General features: G+C 70.4%; 16 protein-coding genes and 1 pseudogene. 5 read left to right on the forward strand and 12 right to left on the reverse strand.

What is annotated here, in order from left to right; translation table 11 throughout:
- Positions 1-63: 63 nt before the first annotated feature.
- On the forward strand, positions 64-1,230 hold the full coding sequence (locus VM685_RS07500; RefSeq protein WP_325459501.1) for an OprO/OprP family phosphate-selective porin: 1,167 nt from the start codon (positions 64-66) through the stop codon (positions 1,228-1,230).
- Here VM685_RS07500 and VM685_RS07505 read toward each other — a convergent pair.
- The 3 genes and pseudogenes from VM685_RS07505 to VM685_RS07515 all read right to left on the reverse strand — a co-directional run bounded on the left by VM685_RS07505 (position 1,227) and on the right by VM685_RS07515 (position 3,506).
- A complete protein-coding gene (locus VM685_RS07505; protein ID WP_325459655.1) occupies positions 1,227-2,324 on the reverse strand; it encodes a glycosyltransferase family 1 protein in 1,098 nt (365 codons plus the stop codon). The two genes, VM685_RS07500 and VM685_RS07505, sit on opposite strands and share 4 nt — an antisense overlap.
- 126 nt (positions 2,325-2,450) lie before the next feature.
- Positions 2,451-2,639: pseudogene (locus VM685_RS07510) on the reverse strand (TetR/AcrR family transcriptional regulator); the annotation flags it as partial.
- A gap of 48 nt (positions 2,640-2,687) precedes the next feature.
- Positions 2,688-3,506, reverse strand: a complete 819-nt coding sequence (locus VM685_RS07515; protein ID WP_325459502.1) for a UDP-2,3-diacylglucosamine diphosphatase — start codon at positions 3,504-3,506, stop codon at positions 2,688-2,690.
- 165 nt (positions 3,507-3,671) lie between these two features.
- Between VM685_RS07515 and VM685_RS07520 the strand changes: the two genes are divergently transcribed.
- Positions 3,672-4,307 carry a helix-turn-helix domain-containing protein gene (locus tag VM685_RS07520; RefSeq protein WP_325459503.1) on the forward strand — a complete coding sequence of 212 codons (636 nt, stop codon included), beginning with the start codon at positions 3,672-3,674 and terminating at the stop codon, positions 4,305-4,307.
- 3 nt (positions 4,308-4,310) lie between these two features.
- On the opposite strand, the gene VM685_RS07525 is transcribed toward VM685_RS07520, so the two are convergent.
- From VM685_RS07525 to VM685_RS07535, 3 genes are all read right to left on the reverse strand, one after another.
- Positions 4,311-5,294 (reverse strand): D-2-hydroxyacid dehydrogenase, encoded by a 984-nt coding sequence (locus VM685_RS07525; RefSeq protein WP_325459504.1) that lies wholly within the window; start codon positions 5,292-5,294, stop codon positions 4,311-4,313.
- A 34-nt stretch (positions 5,295-5,328) separates the two neighbouring features.
- Positions 5,329-7,419, reverse strand: coding sequence for a redoxin family protein (locus VM685_RS07530; protein WP_325459505.1), 2,091 nt, complete (start codon positions 7,417-7,419; stop codon positions 5,329-5,331).
- 138 nt (positions 7,420-7,557) lie between these two features.
- Positions 7,558-9,303, reverse strand: a complete 1,746-nt coding sequence (locus VM685_RS07535) for a DUF885 domain-containing protein (RefSeq protein WP_325459506.1) — start codon at positions 9,301-9,303, stop codon at positions 7,558-7,560.
- A gap of 116 nt (positions 9,304-9,419) precedes the next feature.
- Between VM685_RS07535 and VM685_RS07540 the strand changes: the two genes are divergently transcribed.
- Complete coding sequence (locus VM685_RS07540; protein WP_325459507.1) at positions 9,420-10,829, forward strand: amino acid permease; 1,410 nt, start codon at positions 9,420-9,422, stop codon at positions 10,827-10,829.
- A gap of 3 nt (positions 10,830-10,832) precedes the next feature.
- On the opposite strand, the gene rfbA is transcribed toward VM685_RS07540, so the two are convergent.
- The 4 genes from rfbA to VM685_RS07560 all read right to left on the reverse strand — a co-directional run bounded on the left by rfbA (position 10,833) and on the right by VM685_RS07560 (position 14,128).
- A complete protein-coding gene (gene rfbA / locus VM685_RS07545; protein WP_325459508.1) occupies positions 10,833-11,726 on the reverse strand; it encodes a glucose-1-phosphate thymidylyltransferase RfbA in 894 nt (297 codons plus the stop codon).
- The gene (gene rfbD, locus VM685_RS07550; RefSeq protein WP_325459509.1) at positions 11,723-12,619 is read right to left on the reverse strand and encodes a dTDP-4-dehydrorhamnose reductase; all 897 of its coding nucleotides are present in this window, start codon (positions 12,617-12,619) and stop codon (positions 11,723-11,725) included. Before rfbD ends, rfbA begins: the two co-directional genes overlap by 4 nt.
- On the reverse strand, positions 12,616-13,668 hold the full coding sequence (gene rfbB, locus VM685_RS07555) for a dTDP-glucose 4,6-dehydratase (protein ID WP_325459510.1): 1,053 nt from the start codon (positions 13,666-13,668) through the stop codon (positions 12,616-12,618). Before rfbB ends, rfbD begins: the two co-directional genes overlap by 4 nt.
- A gap of 127 nt (positions 13,669-13,795) precedes the next feature.
- Positions 13,796-14,128, reverse strand: a complete 333-nt coding sequence (locus VM685_RS07560; RefSeq protein ID WP_325459511.1) for a hypothetical protein — start codon at positions 14,126-14,128, stop codon at positions 13,796-13,798.
- Between the two features lie 144 nt (positions 14,129-14,272).
- Here VM685_RS07560 and VM685_RS07565 point away from each other — a divergent pair, with 144 nt between their 5' ends.
- The gene (locus VM685_RS07565) at positions 14,273-15,781 is read left to right on the forward strand and encodes an MATE family efflux transporter (protein WP_325459512.1); all 1,509 of its coding nucleotides are present in this window, start codon (positions 14,273-14,275) and stop codon (positions 15,779-15,781) included.
- On the opposite strand, the gene VM685_RS07570 is transcribed toward VM685_RS07565, so the two are convergent.
- The gene (locus tag VM685_RS07570) at positions 15,738-16,964 is read right to left on the reverse strand and encodes a serine hydrolase (RefSeq protein ID WP_325459513.1); all 1,227 of its coding nucleotides are present in this window, start codon (positions 16,962-16,964) and stop codon (positions 15,738-15,740) included. The two genes, VM685_RS07565 and VM685_RS07570, sit on opposite strands and share 44 nt — an antisense overlap.
- An 86-nt stretch (positions 16,965-17,050) precedes the next feature.
- On the opposite strand from VM685_RS07570, the gene VM685_RS07575 reads away from it, so the two are divergent.
- Complete coding sequence (locus VM685_RS07575) at positions 17,051-17,818, forward strand: crotonase/enoyl-CoA hydratase family protein (RefSeq protein WP_325459514.1); 768 nt, start codon at positions 17,051-17,053, stop codon at positions 17,816-17,818.
- Positions 17,819-17,898: 80 nt separating this feature from the next.
- Here VM685_RS07575 and VM685_RS07580 read toward each other — a convergent pair whose 3' ends face one another.
- A complete protein-coding gene (locus tag VM685_RS07580) occupies positions 17,899-18,600 on the reverse strand; it encodes a M15 family metallopeptidase (RefSeq protein ID WP_325459515.1) in 702 nt (233 codons plus the stop codon).
- Between the last annotated feature and the right edge of the window lie 4 nt (positions 18,601-18,604).

The raw sequence follows: 18,604 nt of genomic DNA on the forward strand, positions 1-18,604 counted from the left end.
CTGTCGCGCGCCTGTCATCGAGCCCGTCTACCTCCTCGCGCCCACAGGCACAGGAGAACGGACATGGACGGCAGGCAGATGGCGGCGGCGGCGGGCGTTCTCCTGGCGGCCCTGGGCGCGGCCTCGAGCGCCGCGGCGGTCGAGCCGCCGAAGGTGTTCGGCCGCATCTACCTCGACTACGTGGGCCAGGACGTGGACCGCGCGACCGGCCTCGACTTCGACGCCGACGACCGGCGCGTGCGCACCGCGCGGATCGGCGCCGAGGGCAAGCTGTCGTCGAAGTGGAGCTACAAGGGCGAGCTCTCGATGACGGACGACAGCGCTCCGCAGTGGGAGGACATCCTGATCGAGTACCGGCCGGTCGCCTCGACCGCGATCACGGCGGGCAACTTCAAGTCGCTGGGCCTGGAGAACATTACCTCCTCCCGCTACTCGACCTTCCTCGAGAAGGGGCCCTACACCGACGCGCTCGACATCGGCCGGGTGCTCGGCGTGCGGGTGAAGACCGGCGGTCCCGACTGGACGCTGGCGGCGACGGTCGTGGCGGACTCGATCAACGCCTCGGACCCGGTGCAGGTGGCCGAGGGCGACTCGGCGATGACCGGCCTTGCGGTGCGCGGCACCTGGGCTCCGGTGAACACCGCCCAGACCAAGGCGCACCTCGGCGCCTGGGCCCGGGTGCGCGAGCGCCAGGACGGGCGGGCCTTCACCTACCGGACCCGCAACAACACCAACTTCGGCGACCGCTACACCTCCTCCGGCGCCATCGGCGACGGCGACACCATGGTGGGCCTGGAGGGCCTGGTGATCCGCGACCGCTTCTCGCTGCAGGGCGAGTGGGCGCGCGCCGAGGTGGATCGCGTCACCGGCGGAAACGAGGACTTCTCCACCTGGTACGTGGCCGCGGCCTGGTACCTGACCGGCGAGATGCGGGTGCTGGACGCCAAGAAGGGGGAGCTCGGCCGGACCAAGGTGCTGCGCCCGGTCACCGAGGGCGGCGGCGGCGCCTGGGAGCTGGCGGCCCGCTACGACAACCTGGACCTCACCGGGATCAGCGGCGCGCCGCGCACGGCCGGCGAGTACTCGGCCTGGACGCTCGGGGCCAACTGGCACCTGACGTCGCACATGCGGGTGATGGCCAACTACACGACCTCGAAGAACGACAACCCGGCGGTGGGCGCCGACGTGGACGTCGACACCTGGCAGTTCCGCTTCCAGTACGACTTCTAGGCGGCTTCCGGCCGGCGGCGGCGGACGCGTGCCAGCCTGCGCAGCCGCCGCCAGAAGCGGGTCTTCTCCGGCTCCGGATAGGGCTGCAGGTTCTTCAGGAAGTCCTCGGCGCAGGCGCGCCAGGAGAACTTTTCGGCGAAGGCGCGGACCTGCTTGCGGTCCAGCTTCAGACAGTCGAGGCAGGCCTCGCGCAGCCCCTCGGTGGCGCTGGCGGCGAGCACGCCGGCGCCGGAGTTCGGGATGATGTCGATGGGCCCAGGCGCCGGATAGGCCGCCACCGGCGTCCCCGAGGCCATGGCCTCCAGGATCACAAGGCCGAAGGTGTCGGTGAGCGAGGGGAAGACGAAGACGTCGGCGCAGGCGTAGGCCGCGGCGAGGTCGTCGCCCGACTTCGAGCCGGTGAACACCGCCCTGGGGTACTTGGCCTTCAGCTCCTCGAGCTGCGGGCCCGGCCCGACCACGACCTTCGTGCCCGGCAGGTCGAGGCCCAGGAAGGCCTCGATGTTCTTCTCCACCGCGACGCGGCCGACATAGAGGAAGACGGGGCGCGCCAGGCCCTCGAACATGTCGGGCTCGCCGTCCCTGCGCGGGCGGAAGACCTCGGTGTCGACGCCGCGCGACCAGGACGAGATGTTGCGGAAGCCGTGCTGGGTCAGCTCGTCGCGCATGGTGGGGGTGGCCACCATCAGCCGGCCCGACGGCTTGTGGAACCACTTCATGTAGGCGTAGCCGGCGGCCAGCGGCAAAGGCAGGCGGGCCGAGACGTACTCCGGGAAGCGGGTGTGGTAGCTGGTGGTGAACGGCAGCTTCCACTCCACGCAGATGCGCCGCGCCGCGAGGCCGATAGGGCCCTCGGTGGCGATGTGGATGGCCTCGGGTTCGAAGGCCTTGAAGCGCTCCTGCACCGGCTCGTAGACGCCGATCGCCACCTTGATCTCGGAATAGGTGGGCAGCGGGAAGGTCTTGAACTGGTTGGGGTGGATCACCTCCACCGTGTGGCCCATCTCGCCCAGCTCCTTGACCACCCGGGTCAGGGTGCGGACCACGCCGTTGACCTGCGGCTCCCAGGCGTCGGTGGCCAGCAGGATGCGCATCGGCCGCTGGGTGTCGCGAGCCGCGGTGATCGCCTCGCGCACGCGCGGCATGGCCCGGGGCTTCGGCTTGTCGGGGGCGGAGGCCACCGCCTGGTTCTGCATCCAGGCCCAGAAGGCGCCGAGCAGCGCCTCCTTGGTGGGGAAGTAGCGGTAAACCGTGCGTTCGCCGAGGCCCGCGTCGCGCGCGATCTCCGCAAAGCTCAGGTCTTCCAGGGAATGACCGCCCTCCAGCTGCCGGCCCACGGCCTGGAGGATCTGCTCGCGGGTTTCCGCCCGCTGCCGGTCACGCAGGCTGGGGGGCATGGGCGGTTTCATGGCAGCCGCACTGTCATCAATTCGCCCGGGGTGTCAAACTGAACCGCGTTACGCCGCGATCGCCTCCGGCTCCGCCGGGGCTGGCGGAAGAAGCACGCGGTCCAGCGCCGACCAGTGGCGGAGCTTCGCCCACTCCAGGATCTCCAGCCGCCCGTCCGGATGCTCCACGAGCGCGGTGCAGCTTTCCACCCAGTCGCCGTCGTTCACATAGGTGATCCCGTCGATCTCGCGCATCTCGGCCTTGTGGATGTGGCCGCAGATCACCCCGTCGACGCCGCGCCGGCGGGCCTCCTCGGCCACCGCCGCCTCGAAGTTCTCGATGAAGTGGAGCGCGTTCTTCACCCGCGTCTTGAGGAAGGCGGAGAAGCTCCAGTAGCCGAAGCCGAGCCTGCGCCTCGCCCGGTTCATCAGGGTGTTGGCCGAGAGCAGGGCGCGGTAGGCCCAGTCGCCCAGGAAGGCCAGCCACTTGGCGTGCTGCACCACCCCGTCGAACTCGTCGCCGTGGGTGACCAGGAAGCGCCGCCCGTCGGCCGTCTCGTGGATCGCGTCGCGCGCCACGACCACGCCGCCGAAGTGGACGCCGCAGAAGTCGCGCACCCGGTCGTCGTGGTTGCCGGGGACGTAGGTGACCGTCACGCCCTTGCGGGCCAGCCGCAGGATCTTCTGGACCACGTCGTTGTGGCTCTGCGGCCAGTACCAGCCGCCCTTCATCTTCCAGCCGTCGACGATGTCGCCGACCAAATAGAGCTGGTCGCACTCCATGTGCCGGATGAAATCGAGCAGCAGCTCGGCCTGGCAGCCGCGCGTGCCCAGGTGGATGTCGGACAGGAAGACCGTACGGTAACGCCGGATTCCAGGATCGCCCACGATGCGCTCCCAACGCCTGGATTTTGAACAGCCGCTAGGCTGATTGCATGTCGGTTTCGTGAAACCTCGCAGGTGCGGCCTTGAAGCTCTGGTTCGAACTCCCCTTCTCCTGGTAGGTATTCAGCTAGAGCAGACCCTCCCCAGGTCGCCGAAACATTGGTCCCGATGGACGCCAGAACCTATCCGGCGAAGGCGACGCCCAAGTCGCTGCGCACGCGCGCGCGCATCCTCGATGCGGCGATGCGGCTGTTCGCGGAGGTGGGCTACCACGCCGCCACCAACGCCATGATCGCCGACGCCGCCAAGCTGACCCGTGGCGCGATGCTCTACCACTTCGCCAGCCGCGAGGAGCTGGTGGAGGCCGCCGTGGCCCATATCGAGCTGGAGCGCGCCCGCCTGTTCGAGGAGGCGGGCTCCAGGCCCCATCCGCCGGGCGTCGACGCCGCCGAGCACGCCATCGACGCCTACTGGTCCCTGCTGCACGAGACGCCGTTCGTGGCGTTCGCCGAGCTGGAGGCGGCGGCCCGCACCGACCCCATGCTGCGCGAGCGCCTGGCGGCGGCCCAGAGCGCCTTCGACCACGCCCAGGTGGGCGCCCGCTTTGGGGCCATGGTGCAGGCCGGCGCCGACCCCCGCTTCCAGACCAGCCGCGATCTCGGCCGCTTCCTGCTGGAAGGCCTGGCCAAGGGCGCGATGACCTACGACGAGGAGGCCCGCCGCGAGCGTCTGCTGGCCGTCGTCAAGCGCGCCGTGCGCATCCTCAACCGCAAGGGCGACGGCCAGGATCTCTGGGCGGAGTAGGGCCTAGCGCCCCGCCAGCACGTCCCTCGGGTCCGCGGCGTTCAGCAGCGGCCCGCCGCGGACGAACCGGCCCAGGTTTTCCAGGAACAGGGCGTCGTTGCGGGTCCCCTGGCCCGAGGTGATCCCGGAGGCGTGGGGGGTCAGCATCACCCGCGGGTGATCCCAGAAGGGGTTCTCGGGCGGCAGGGGCTCGGTCTCGAAGACGTCGAGCAGGGCGTGCTCCGGCTTGCCGGCGTCGAGGACCGCGAGCAGGGCCGGCTCGTCTACCAGGCCGCCCCGGCCCACGTTCACCAGCACCGATCCGTCCTTCATGGCCGAGAGGAAACGCGCGTCGACCAGGTGGCGGCTCTCCGCGGTCAGAGGGATCGACAGCACCACCACGTCGGCCTGCGGCAGGAGCCGCGGCAGGTCGGAGAGCGCGGCGATGGCGTCGGCGTCCGGATGCGGCGCCTGGCTGCGGCGGACGCCGGTCACGCGGGCGCCGAAGGCCCGCGCCCGCTGGGCGACGCCCTGGCCGATGGCGCCGAAGCCTATGACCAGCCAGTGGGAGCCGGTGATCTCGCGGAAGGCCAGCCGGTTCCAGGCGCGGTTCGCTTGGGAGGCCCGGCGCTCGGCGCCCCGCTGGAAGTGGTCGAGCACGCCCCACAGCACGTACTCCGCCATGCCCACCGCCTGGCCGTGGCTGGTGGTGAGCGTGACGCCCTTCTCGATCAGCTTGCCGAAGACGGGGTTGTCGAAGCCCGCGGCGCCGCTCTGCACCCAGCGCAGCTTCGGCGACTTCAGTAGGGCCACCGCGTACTCCCGCCCGGGGCCGCCGGCCCACAGGTCGGCGTTCATCCAGCCGGCCTCGACGCCCGCGTCCTCGACGGTCACCGCCCGCCCGGCGAGCGTGAGCTCTCCCGCGTCGCTCATGAGAACGGGCTCGACCTCGGAGGAGATCGAGCCCGCCAGCCTCCGGTAGGAGGGTTCGTAGATCAGCAGTCGCATCCCGGCCGACTATGGCCGGGCGGACGCCGCGTGGCTAGCGCCCGCCCGGGTTCGGCTGGGCCGGCGGCATGGCCGCATTCTCGGAGCCGCCGCGACGCCCGCGGCCCATCATGGCCTGGGCCGCCGCCATCTCGGTCTTGTCGAGCGAGGCGTCGGCGTTCTTGTCGAGCATGGCCCAGTACTTGCCGAGCATCTCGCCGGCCCGCCCGCGCAGCTCGGCCTTCTGCAGCTTGCCGTCGATGTTGTCGTCCATCATGCCGACCATGCGGGTCTGGTTCATCAGCTCGTCGTAGTTGACCTGCTTGACGGCCGTCTCGTCGGTCCAGCGGAAGCGGAGCGCGGTGTAGAACATCTCCTCCCAGGACTGGTCGCCCCAGACGATCTCCTTACTGGGATCGGGGTTGGCCGGGTTCCGCTTGGAGTTGTCGTACCAGTAGTGGGCGATGACCTTGGAGCCCGCCGGGACCTTCAGCGGCTCGGCGAAGGTGTACTCGCGCTGCCAGTTGAAGTCGTACCGCGGCATGGCCAGCAGCAGCTTCTTCTCGCCGTTCGGGTACTCGATCCACAGGTCCGAGGCGTAGCCGCGGTAGTGGGCGTGCGGGAAGGCCGAGTAGAGCAGGGCTTCCTTCGGGAACTCGACGTAGGCGGTTTCCTTGTGACGCGCCGCGCCGGGCGGGATGACGATGGAATTGTCCACCACCACCGTGCTGCGCATCATCAGGTCGGGCTTCTCGTTGTCCTTGTAGAAGTAGAGCCCGATCTGGGACTTCTCGGTCACTTCCTTGCCGTAGGGCGTGTAGTGCGCCTGGAAGCCGACCGCGCCGCCGGGCGGCAGGTAGGTGCCGACGTTCTTCGGCCAGAAGGTGGACTCGGCGCCCACCGCATAGCCGCCGACGCCCGCGCCCCAGCGGCTCTCGTTGGCCTGGGCCCCCGGAGCCGGCACGTCCTTCAGGTAGCCCGACAGGTAGTGGTGCACCGCCTGGCGCGCCCCGATCTTGTAGGTCGACGCCTTGATCCACTTGCCCTCGGTCAGCGGGTTGGCGACGAACGGCCGCTGGTACTCGACCACGCCGGAAGCGGGGATCTTATAGGCCGGGATGTCGAGGATCAGGTCGGGCTTGCCGAGCGGCCATTCCGCCGCCTGGTGACGGGTCATGGCCAGCGGGTCGGGGCCGTCGCCGCGCTGGGCGCCGGCCTCGATCCAGTGGACCAGGGTCTTGATCTCGGCCTTGGTCAGGCTCTTGTCGTCGGCGAACTTGCTGACGTGCGGGTCAGCGTTCCACGGCGGCATCCGGTCGGTGCGGATCACCTCGCGGATCATCGGCGAGAAGCCCTTGACCATCTCGTAGCTGGTCATGGCGAAGGGGCCGATGGAGCCCGGCTGGTGGCAGCCGACGCACTTCGCCTCGAGGATCGGGGCCACGTCCCTGGCGTAGGAGATCTGCGCGTGCTGCGCCTTCTTAGCCCGCTCGGGGAAGTCGATGAGGCAGCCCTTGGTGGACAGGCTGGCGTGCTGCACGGTCGGCTTGCCGGCCAGGAGGCCGTCGAGCGCGTTGGCGGCGAAGGGCGTGACCTTGGCCTTCTGGGCGCCGCCGTAGTCGATGCGGTCGTCGAGCGGCCCGCGGTAGATCACCTTCCAGGTCTTCGGATCGATCACGAAGACCTCGGCGGTGCGGGTCACGCCGAGCTGCTCGCCGACCAGCTGGTTGGAGTCCATCAGCACCGGGATGTCGAGGCCGAACTCGGCGGTCTCGGCCTTCACCGCGGCGTGGTTGTCCTGCAGGGCGGAGTTCAGCATCAGGAACTCGACGCCCTTGTCCTTGTAGGCGTCCCGCAGCTGCTTCAGCGCCGGCGTCATCGAGCGCACGATCGGGCAGCCGTTCATGTGCGAGACGATCACGATCGCCTTGGCGTCGGCCATCCGGTACAGCTCGTGGCCCATGAAATCGGCGTCCGACAGCATGAAGTTGTCGACCTGCGCCGGCAGGGCCGCGGCAACGACGCTTTCAGTGGCGGAAGCGGCCTCGCCGCTGGCGAGCGCGCTGGGCGCGCCGTCGGTGGTGCAGCCGAACAGGAGCGCCGAGCTCCCCAGGGCCGCGAGCACGGAAATGCGTGCAGCGTTCATCCCATAGTCCTCCCAATATCCCCGGAGCATTTCTCGTCGCGAAAATCGTCGCGTCGGCGCGCCTGCCCCAAACTTAACGCCGGTTAGCAGCGATTTCCAGCATACCGACGTTTCAGGAATGTTTCCGTGACGGGGGCGTCACCGAGCCTGTTCGGCGGCGATCCAATCCGTGATCCGGCGGTCGAGGACGTCCATCGGCAGGGGGCCGGCGAGCAGGACGGCGTCGTGGAACCGGCGCACGTCGAAGCGGGGACCGAGCGCCTTCGTCGCCCGCTCGCGCAGCTCCACGTACTTGCGCTCGCCCACCTTGTAGGCCAGCGCCTGGCCGGGCCAGGAGACGTAGCGGGCGAGCTCCACCTCGATGTTCAGGGGACTGAGCGCCGTGTTCTCGGTGAAGCACGCCCGCGCCTGGTCCAGGCTCCAGCCCTTCCAGTGGATGCCGGTGTCGGCCACCAGCCGGCAGGCGCGCCACATCTCGTAGGAGAGCTGGCCGAACCGCTCGTAGGGCGTCCGGTAGATGCCCATCTCCCCGGCCACCCGTTCGGAATAGAGCCCCCAGCCCTCGACGAAGGCGGTGAACGCCGGCGCCTCCCGGCGGAAGGCGGGCTTGCCCTCCAGCTCCTGGGCGAGCGCGATCTGCAGGTGGTGGCCCGGCACCGCCTCGTGGGCGGTGAGCGCCGGCAGCTCGTAGAGCGCCCGCTGGTCGAGGGCGTAGGTGTTGACCATGTAGCCGCCGGCGACGCCCTGGGCCGGCGAGCCCTGGAAGTAGCGGCCGGTGGTGTAGGCCTGCTCGATCTCCTGCGGCACCGGGCGCACCCCGTAGGTCAGGCGCGGCAGGGTCCCGAACCAGCCCGGCAGCCGGTCGTCGATCCGCTTGGCGATCTCGGAGGCCTTCTCGAGCAGGTCCTCGCGGCTGGTGGCGTAGAACCGCGGGTCCTTGCGCAGCATCGCGATGAAGCCGGCGAGGTCGCCGGTCCAGCCGGCCGCCTTCATCACCCCGTCCATCTCCGCGCGGATGCGGGCCACCTCGGCGCGGCCAAGCTCGTGGATCTGGTCGGGGGAGAGGTCCGTGGTGGTGTGGTCGCGGACCAGCCAGCGGTAGTAGCGCTCCCCGTCGGGCAGGGTGCGGGCGCCGAGCTGCGGCCGAGCGGCGGGCAGGTACTCCCGCTCCAGGAAGGTGATGAACTCCCGCTGGATCGGCCGCAGCGCCGCGACGGCGGCCCGGCCGCGCGCCCGCAGCGCGGCCTGCTCGGCGGCCGGGACCGAGTCCGGCAGCCTGGCCAGCGGCTGCAGCAGCGGGTCCTGGTCCACGGGCGTGGCCACGGTCTCGCGCATCTGCTTCAGGACCACCTCGACGCTGGAGCGCGGCTGGGTGAAGCGGGTCTTCACGCCGCGGCGGGTGTTCTCGATGTTGTCGCGCCAACTCTTCGGCGCCGCCTCCAGGCGGTCCACCCAGGCGCGCGCGTCGCCGGCCGAGCGGATCGGGGTGGTCTGCGCCAGGTAGCCCAGGGTGTCGTAGAAGCCGCCGTCGGAGGAGAGCGGCATGCGGGCCGTGTCGAAGGCCAGCCCCTGCAGCTGGCTGTCGACGATCCAGGCCAGGAGGTCCCGGTTGAGCTTCGCCTCCGCCGAAAGCCCGGCGTCGGGGATCGCCTTCAGCCGGCCCTGGAAGCCTTCGAGCGCGGCCTTGCGCCTCGCGTCCGCGGCGGGGGTGACGTCCGGCAGCTTCGACAGCGCCGCCCGGTCGCCGAGCCGGCCGGCGGTGATCGGATCGTCGGCGAGCCAGAAGGCCTCGTAGTCGGCGATCACCCGCGTGACGGCGGACTCCTGGGCGAAGGCGGGCCCCGCCAGCAGCACGAGGACTAAGGCCAGGACCAGGCGACGCATGCGGAACACTCCCCCACCGATTGCGCGGCCAAGCTGGCGCCCGCCGGCCCCGGCGCCAAGGCTTGTCTGGGGGTGAGGACCCGGGCAAAGGTGGCGCTTCGCCGGGGAGGGCCTCCATGAGCTTCGTCACGCGCCGCAAGGCCATCGAGGCGCCGCAGCATCACGCGGACGGCCACCGGCTGAAGCGGACGCTGGGCTGGCCGCATCTCGTGGCGCTCGGTGTGGGCGCCATCATCGGCACGGGCATCTACACCCTGATTGGCGTCGGGGCCGGCCAGGCGGGGCCCGCCGTGATCCTCTCGTTCGCGATCGCCGGCGCCGTCTGCGCCTTCGCGGCGCTCTGCTACGCCGAGATGGCGAGTCTGATGCCCCAGGCGGGCTCTGCCTACACCTACTCTTACGCCGGCATGGGCGAGTTGGTCGGCTGGATCATCGGCTGGAGTCTGATCCTGGAGTACACCGTCGTGTGCTCCACGGTCGCTGTGGGCTGGTCAGGGTACGCGCAAGGCTTTCTGGTCAGCCGCGGATGGGGGTTGCCAGAGATGCTGGCGGCAGGCCCCTGGGGCGAGCCCGCCGGTGCGGTGAACCTGCCGGCCGTCTTCATCACCCTGGTGGTGACCGGCATGCTCCTCGTGGGCACTCGCGAGAGCGCGACCCTCAACTTCTATCTGGTGATCTTCAAGGTGCTCGCCTTGGGCGCGTTCGTTGTCCTGACGCTGCCGGAGTTCAACGCCGCCAATTTCCAGCCCTTCATGCCCTACGGATTCAGCGCTCACGTAGACGCCGATGGGGTGAAGCGGGGCGTCATGGCGGCGGCTGCGGTCATCTTCTTCGCATTCTACGGCTTCGATGCGATCTCCACCGCCGCCGAGGAGGCCAAGAACCCAGGTCGTGACCTCACCATCGGCATCGTCGGCTCCATGATGGCTTGCGCGGCCATCTACATGCTGGTCGCGGCCGCCGCCCTCGGCGCATTCCCTTTCCAGGCCTTCGCCAAGAGCGGTGAGCCTCTCGCCTTCATCCTGCGCGAACTGGGTCATCCGCTCGTCGCGACCCTGATCGCGGCCGCCGCGGTGATCGCGCTGCCGACGGTCATCATGGCTTTCATGTACGGCCAAAGCCGGGTGTTCTTCGCGATGTCTCGGGACGGGCTTCTGCCGCGGCGCCTGTCGGCGGTGAACCCGCGGGGGGTGCCGGCCGCCGTCACCCTCCTGACCGGGCTGTGTGCTGCGGCGATGGCGGGATTCCTCCCGCTAAGGTTCATCGCCGAGGTCGCCAACGCGGGCACTCTGGCGGCGTTTGTCGCGACCGCCATCGCCATGATGATCCTGCGTGTTCAGCGGCCCGACCTTGAAAGGCCCTTCAGGACGCCCCTCTGGTGGCTGGTGGGTCCGGCCGCCGTGGCAGGCTGCATCTACCTCTTCGCCAGCTTGGCCCAGGTGACCCAGATCATGTTCTTCGTCTGGAACGCCGTGGGGGTGGCCGTCTACCTGCTCTACGGCCGGGTGAAGAGCCGGCTGGCCTAGGCCCTACTCCGCCTCGTCGAAGCCGGGCGGGCGGTCGGCGAGTTGGCGCAGGTAGCGGCCGTACTCGCTCTTGGCCAGGCGGTCGGCCAGCGCGATCAGCTGCCCACGGTCTATCCAGCCCTGGTGGAAGGCGATCTCCTCGAGGCAGCCGATGCGCAGGCCCTGGCGCTGCTCGAAGGTGCGGATCAGCTCGCCCGCCTGGATCAGGCTGTCGTGGGTCCCGGCGTCCTCCCAGGCGAAGCCGCGGCCGAGCAGCTCGACGTGCATCTCCCCGGCCTCCAGGTAGAGCTGGTTCAGCGCGGTGATCTCGAGCTCCCCGCGGGCGGAGCGGGTCAGCGTCTTGGCGAGCTCGCTGGCCCGGCCGTCGTAGAAGTAGAGGCCGGTCACCGCGAGGTTCGACTTCGGGGCGGCAGGCTTCTCCTCGATGGAGACCGCCCGGCCGTCGGGCCCGAGCTCCACCACGCCGTAGCGCTCGGGATCATGCACGGGGTAGCCGAAGACGGTGGCCCCGCGCTCGCGGGCGTGGGCGTTCTTCAACATCTGGCTGAAGTTCTGGCCGAAGAAGATGTTGTCGCCGAGGATCATGACGCTGGGCTCGCCGGCCACGAACTCCTCGCCGAGCAGGTAGGCCTCGGCCAGGCCGCCCGGGTGCGGCTGCACGACGTACTCGAACCGCACGCCGAGCTGCGAGCCGTCGCCCAGCAGGCGCTTGAAGCCGGCCTGGTCCTCGGGCGTGGTGATGATCAGGATCTCGCGCACGCCGGCCAGCAACAGGACCGACAGCGGATAGTAGATCATCGGCTTGTCGTAGACGGGCAGCAGCTGCTTGGAGACCGCGAGCGTCAGAGGGTGCAGCCTGGTGCCGGATCCGCCGGCGAGCACGATCCCGCGCCTCATGCGGCGGCTCCTTCGGTCTTCAGGTCGGCGACGATCTCGGCGAGCGCCGCGCGCCAGGGGCGGGGCGTGACTCCGAAGACCCGCTCCAGCTTGCCGGTGTCCAGCGTGCCGCGCAGGGGGCGGCGGGCTGGCGCGGGGCGGTCGGCGGTGGCGATGGCCTCCACCTTCGGCGCCCGCTCGCCGAGCGCCTCGGCGAAGATCCCCTCGGCGAAGCCCTTCCAGCTGGTCTCGCCGTCGTTGGCGAAGTGGAAGAGGCCGAACACCGGGTCGCCGGCTTTCGCGGCAGCCAGCCGGGAAGCCTGGGAGAGCACGAAACCCGCGAGGTCGGCCGCGGCGGTGGGGCGGCCGAACTGGTCGTCCACCACGCGGATCGGGTTCCCCTCGCCGGCCAGCCTGAGCATGGTCTTCACGAAATTCCTGCCGTGCGAGGACACCACCCAGGAGGTCCGCAGCACCAGCGCCCGCGGACAGGCGCTCAGCACGTTGTTCTCGCCCGACAGCTTCATCTCGCCATAGACGTTGATCGGGTGCGGCCGGTCCTCCTCCACGTACGGGAACCCCTTGTCGCCGTCGAACACATAGTCGGTGGAGAAGTGGACGATCGCCGGCCCGTTCAGGCCGCACACGCCGGCTATGGCCCCGGGCGTCTCGGCGTTGATCTCATAAACCCGCTCCGGCTCCTCCTCGGCCTTGTCGACGGCCGTGTAGGCGGCGGCGATGACCACCAGGTCGGGGTGGTGGTGGTTCACCAGGCGGGCGGCCTTCTCCGGATCCTCGAAGTCGCAGTCCTCGCGGGAGAGGGCGGTGAGCGCCACGTCGTGCGCGGGCGCCTGGCGGATCATCTCGCGGGCGACCTGGCCGGTGGTCCCGAACTGCAGGATGCGGACGGTCATGACGCCTTGACGAGGCCCAGCCGCTCGGAGTGGAAGCCGCGCTCGCGGATGCGCTCCACCCAGCCGCGGTTCTCCACATACCAGCGCACCGTGTCCTCGAGCCCCGCCTCCAGCGGCATCTTCGCCTGCCAGCCGAGCTCGGCGCGCAGCTTGCTGTCGTCGATGGAGTAGCGGAAGTCGTGGCCCGGCCGGTCGGTCACGAAGGTGATCTTCTCGGCGTGGTGGGTGTTGGCGGGGGCGAGCCGGTCGAGGTGCTCGCAGAGCATGCGGATCACCTCGATGTTGCGCTTCGAGCTGTCCCCGCCGATGCAGTAGGTCTCGCCGAGGCGGCCCTTGGCCAGCACCAGCAGCAGGGCGTCGGCGTGGTCGTCCACGTGCAGCCAGTCGCGCACCTGGCGGCCGTCGCCGTACACCGGGATGGTCTTGCCCTCCAGCGCCCGGGTGATCACGGTCGGGATCAGCTTCTCCGGGAATTGGAACGGGCCGTAGTTGTTGGCGCAGTTGGTGATCACCACCGGCAGGCCGTAGGTGCGGCCCCAGGCGCGCACCAGGTGGTCGGCCCCGGCCTTCGACGCCGAATAGGGCGAGTTGGGGTCGTAGGGGGTCTCCTCGGTGAAGTCGCCCTCGTCGCCGAGCGCGCCGAACACCTCGTCGGTGGAGACGTGGTGGAACCGGAAGGCGGCCTTCTGCGGCTCCGGAAGGCCCGCCCAGTGTTCGCGGGCGGCCTCCAGCAGCACGGCGGTGCCCACGACATTGGTGCGCACGAAGTCCAGCGGGCCCTCGATGGCGCGGTCGTTGTGGCTCTCGGCGGCCAGGTGCATCACCGCGTCGGGCCGATGCTTCGCGAAAATGCCGCGCACCCGGACCTGGTCGCAGATGTCGGCCTGCTCGAAGGCGTAGCCGGGCTGGCCGGCGACGCTCGCGACGTTTTCCAGGTTAGCGGAGTAGGTCAGGGCGTCGAGGTTGACCACCTCATGGCCGTCGGCGACGGCCCGGCGCACCACGGCCGATCCGATGAAGCCGGCGCCGCCCGTAATCAGGATCTTCATGCGGTCTTTCTAGTCTCGTTGCGGCCCCAGCCGCCGCGGCGGTCGACCATCCCCCGCGCCCTCTTACAACGAAAAGTCGCCGGCTCAACCCTCGCGCGGCGGCGCGCGAGGGCCCAGTGCGCCGGGCTCAGCGCCGCCAGCGGCCGGTGCGCTCGTCCCAGTAGCCGTAGCGGCGGTCGATGGGATAGCCGCCGAAGCCATAGCCGCAGGGATCGTCGCGCCGGGCGAGCTGGTTGGCGATCAGCCCGCCGGCCGCCGCCCCGATGGCCGCGCCGGCCGCGTCGTCCCGGGCGATGGCCGCGCCCGCCGCGCCGCCCAGCACAGCGCCGGCCGCGGTCGCGGCGGCGCGGTTGCGCTCATAGTCCCGCTGGCAGGCGGAGGCGTAGCTGTCCGTCGTCGCGCAGCCCGCCAGGGACGCCGCCGCGACGGCGGCCCCCGCCAGGATGATCATCTGTCGCATCTGGATCTCCTCGTGTCGGTCTCCCGACCGAACGGCTGCGTCGTAACGCCGTTCCGTTCCGCAGCGGCGCCGCTTGAACGCCCCGAGCGCCGCCCCCTACAATCGGCCGAATCCCCGCGGAGACAGGGGGCGGGGGACGGGGACGTGACAGCCAGGACGAACACCGCCGCGGGCCGTGACCTGACCACGGGCCCGATCGGCAAGACCCTGCTGCTGTTCGCCCTGCCCGTGATGGGCTCCAACATCCTGCAGTCGGTGAACGGCTCAGCCAACGCCATCTGGGTCAGCCACGTGCTGGGCGAGGCGGCGCTGACCGCCATCTCCAACTCCAACCAGATCTATTTCCTGATGCTGGGCGCGGTGTTCGGCATGAGCATGGCGGCCAACATCATGATCGGCCAGGCGGTGGGCGCCGCCGACCGGGCGCTCGCCACCCGCGTGGTGGGCACGGCCACCCTGTTCTTCATCGCCATCTCGGTCGTGGTGGGCGTCGCCGGTTTCACCCTGACGCCGGCGATCCTCGGCGGCATGGGGACGCCGATGGACGCGCGGCCCGACGCCATCGCCTACCTCCGGGTGATCTTCGCGGCCCTGCCGGTGCTCTACTTCTTCGCCTTCATGATGATGGCCCAGCGCGGGGCGGGGGACTCGCGCACGCCCTTCCTGTTCTCGCTGGGAGCCGTGGGCCTGGAAGTGACCCTGAACCCGCTCCTGATCATGGGCGTCGGCCCGCTGCCCCGGCTCGACATCGTGGGCTCGGCCACCGCCACCCTGATCGCCCAGACCACGGCGCTCACCGTGATGCTCGTCCACCTCTACCGGAAGAAGAGCCTGCTGGTGCTGACGCCGGCGGAATGGCGGACCTTCCGGCCGGACTTCACCGTCGTGCGGACGCTGGTCTTCAAGGGCACGCCCATGGCCTTCCAGATGATGGTGGTGAGCCTGGCGGCCGTGACCATGATGAGCCTGGTCAACGGCTACGGCTCCCAGACGGCGGCGGCCTACGGCGCGGCGGTGCAGGTCTGGACCTATGTGCAGATGCCGGCCATGGCGCTGGGCGCGGCGGTCTCCTCCATGGCCGCCCAGAACGTTGGGGCGGGCCGCATGGACCGGGTGGACAAGATCGCGCGGGTGGGCGTGCTCTACGCCTTCCTGTTCTCCGCCGGGCCCATCGCCCTGATCTACTGGCTGGACCCGATCATCCTGAAGGCCTTCCTGCCGGCCGGCAGCCCGTCGCTGCCGATCGCGGTGCACATCAACGCCGTGGTGCTCTGGGGCTTCGTGCCGTTCGGCGTGGCCTTCATCTTCAACGGCCTGGTGCGGGCCACGGGTGCGGTCTGGCCGCCGCTGCTGGCCATGGTCATCGCGCTGTGGGTGGTGCGGATCCCGCTGGCCAACGCCCTGACGCCGATGCTGGGCGCCGACGCCATCTGGGTCAGCTTCCCGGCCGGCAGCGTGGTGATGGTCCTGCTGGCGGGCGGGTACTACCTCTGGGGCGGCTGGCGGACGGCCAAGATGCTGCCCACCGCCACCCCGCACGGCGAGGCGCTCGACACCGGCATGGGCCCGCCCGCCGGCCTGGAGGAGACGGAAGCCGCCGCCGACGCCCTCAGCCGTACGACTGCGTCAGGGCCGCGTAGGTCAGGGTCCTGAGCTCGCGCCGGATGGCGTAGGTCGATGAGGGGATGAGCTGGGTCATGAACACCGCCGTGACCCTCTCCACCGGGTCCACCCAGAAGGCCGTCGAGGCCATGCCGCCCCAGTAGAACTCGCCCGTGGAGCAGGGGATCAGGGTCTTCGGCGGATCGAAGACCACGGCGAAGCCCAGGCCGAAGCCGATGCCGGCGTTGGTGCTCTCCGAGAACAGCGAGCGCGACATCTGAGTGAGGTCGCCGCCGCCGGGCAGGTGGTTGGCGGCCATCAGCCGGACGGTCTTGGGCGACAGGATGCGCGCGCCGTCCAGCTCGCCGCCGTTCAGCAGCATGTTGGAAAAGCGCAGGTAGTCCGCCGCGGTGGAGACCAGGCCGCCGCCGCCGGAGACGAGTTTCGGGGCGCGCAGGAACGGGCTCTTCGCCGGATCGTCCTGCAGCTTCATGCCGCCGCCGAGCTTGGCCTCGTAGCAGGCGGCGAAGCGGGCCTGCTGGTCCTCTCGCACCGAGAAGCCGGTGTCGGCCATCTTCAACGGCTGGAAGATCCGCTCGGCGAGCACCTGGTCCAGCGGCTTGCCGGCCACCTTCTGCACCAGGTAGCCGACCACGTCGGTGGCCACCGAGTAGTTCCAGGCCTCGCCGGGCGAGAACTCCAGCGGCACGCGGGAGAGCTGGTCGATCATGCCCTCCAGGTCGGTCCCGCCCCAGGTCGCCTCGATCTTCAGCTCGCGATAGGCGGCGTCGACGTTGGTGCGGTTCTGAAAGCCGTAGGTCAGGCCCGCGGTGTGGCGCATCAGGTCCACCACCTGCATGGGGCGGGCCGGCGCCGTGGTGGCGAACACCGGCCAGACGCCGGCCGAGAACACGCCCAGGTCCTTCCACTCCGGGATGTGCCGGGACACCGGATCGTCCAGCGCGATCAGCCCCTCCTCGACAAGGGTCATCAGGGCGACCGAGGTGACCGGCTTGGTCATGGAGTAGATGCGGAAGACCGTGTCCTCGCCGAGGGGGACGTTCCGCTCCGGGTCCTGCTGGCCGACCACGCTCTGGTGGACCACCTCGCCATCGCGGGCCAGGACGAACTGCGCCATCGGAAGCCGGCCCGGGCCGACGTACTTCTCCTGCAGGAAGCGGTCGATCCGCTGCAGGCGCTCGGGCGAGAATCCCTGGGACGTGGCCTTGCTCATGCGCGCTCCTTCCGGCTCGGGCCATCTCTTTGCCCTTGCCTTCCTGCGCGTCGCAAGCGCGACGATGCCCAGAAGGAGGAGGGCCCATGAGCACCGTCAGCTATCAGACCGACGGCCGGACGGCCGTGGTCACCATCGAGCGGCCAGAGCGCCGCAACGCCGTGGACGGCGAGACCGCCCACGCGCTCTACGAGGCGTTCAAGCGCTTCGACGCCGACGCGGATCTCGACGTGGCCGTCCTGCAGGGCCGCGACGGCCACTTCTGCGCCGGAGCCGATCTGAAAGGTGTGGCCGGCGGCCGGGGCAATCCCGGCCATGCGGAGGGCGACCTCGGCCCCATGGGCTGCACGCGCCTGCGGCTGGGCAAGCCGGTGATCGCCGCCGTCGAGGGCTACGCCGTGGCCGGCGGCCTGGAGGTGGCCTGCTGGGCGGACCTGCGGGTGGCCGCCGAGGGCGCGGTGTTCGGGGTCTTCTGCCGCCGGTTCGGGGTGCCGCTGATCGACCTCGGCACCGTGCGCCTGCCCCGGCTGATCGGCCACTCGCGCGCCATGGACCTGATCCTCACCGGACGACCGGTGTCCGCCGAGGAGGCGCTCCAGATCGGGCTCGCCAACCGGCTGGTTCCCAAAGGGACGGCGCTCGACGCCGCCCTGGAGCTGGCCCGGCAGCTGTCGGTGTTTCCGCAGGCCTGCCTGCGCGGGGACCGGCTCTCGGCCATCGACCAGTGGGGGATGGATTGGGACGCCGCCCAGGCCAACGAGTTCCGCATCGGCTGGGAGACCGTGCGCTCCGGCTCGAGCCGCGAGGGCGCCGCCCGCTTCGCCGCCGGCGAGGGCCGCGGCGGGGCGTTCTGACCTAAGTTCCTGTTTGTTCCACTCGATGAAGGGCTGAGGCCATCGCCTCCTCCCCCCCGCGAAGCGGAAAGGGAGAGGGTCTACTTGCCCAACGCTTCGAAGCTGACGTTGCCGATCCCGTACTCGCGCCAGTCCTTGTGGTCGAAGTGCCACCACTCCTGCGGATAGACGCTGAAGCCCTGCGCCTCCATCTCGCGGCGCAGGAGGTCGCGCAGGGCGCGCTGGCGCGGGGTTCCGCCGGCGTAGTCGGGATAGGCCCGCTCGCTGAAGTCGTCGTAGGCTGAGGGCATCTCCACGGCCCTGCCGGTCTTCAGCTCGTAGAGCGTGAGGTCCACGGCGGCGCCGCGGTTGTGCCGCGAGCCCTGGGCCGGATCGGCGACGAACCCGCGCTTCTCCGGCGGGGTCGCCTCCCAGAACATCCAGGTCACGAACCAGGGCCGGTAGGCGTCGTGGATGAGCAGGCCGTAGCCCTGCGGCCGAAGCGATGCCGCCACCCGTCCCAACGCGGCCGCGGCCGGCCGCTGCAGCCAGGCCCCCGCGCGTTCGTAGAGCGGGAAGCCCATGAAGTTGTTCGCCGTGGCGTAGCGGATGTCGAGGCGGACGCCGGGGTCCACGGTGCGCAGGTCCACGAGGTCGAAGGGCCGCTTCGGCTCCTCGGCGGGCGGCGTGGCGGCCATGGCCGCGGCCCGCCGCGCCGTCGCATCGGGCTGCGCGGCCAGGCCGGCCGCGGGCGCGGCCCAGAGCAACAGCAGCACGGCGACGGCGGCGGCGAGCGGTCTCATGCGT

It is taken from the genome of Phenylobacterium sp. (genome assembly GCF_035539035.1).
GTDB lineage: Bacteria > Pseudomonadota > Alphaproteobacteria > Caulobacterales > Caulobacteraceae > Phenylobacterium.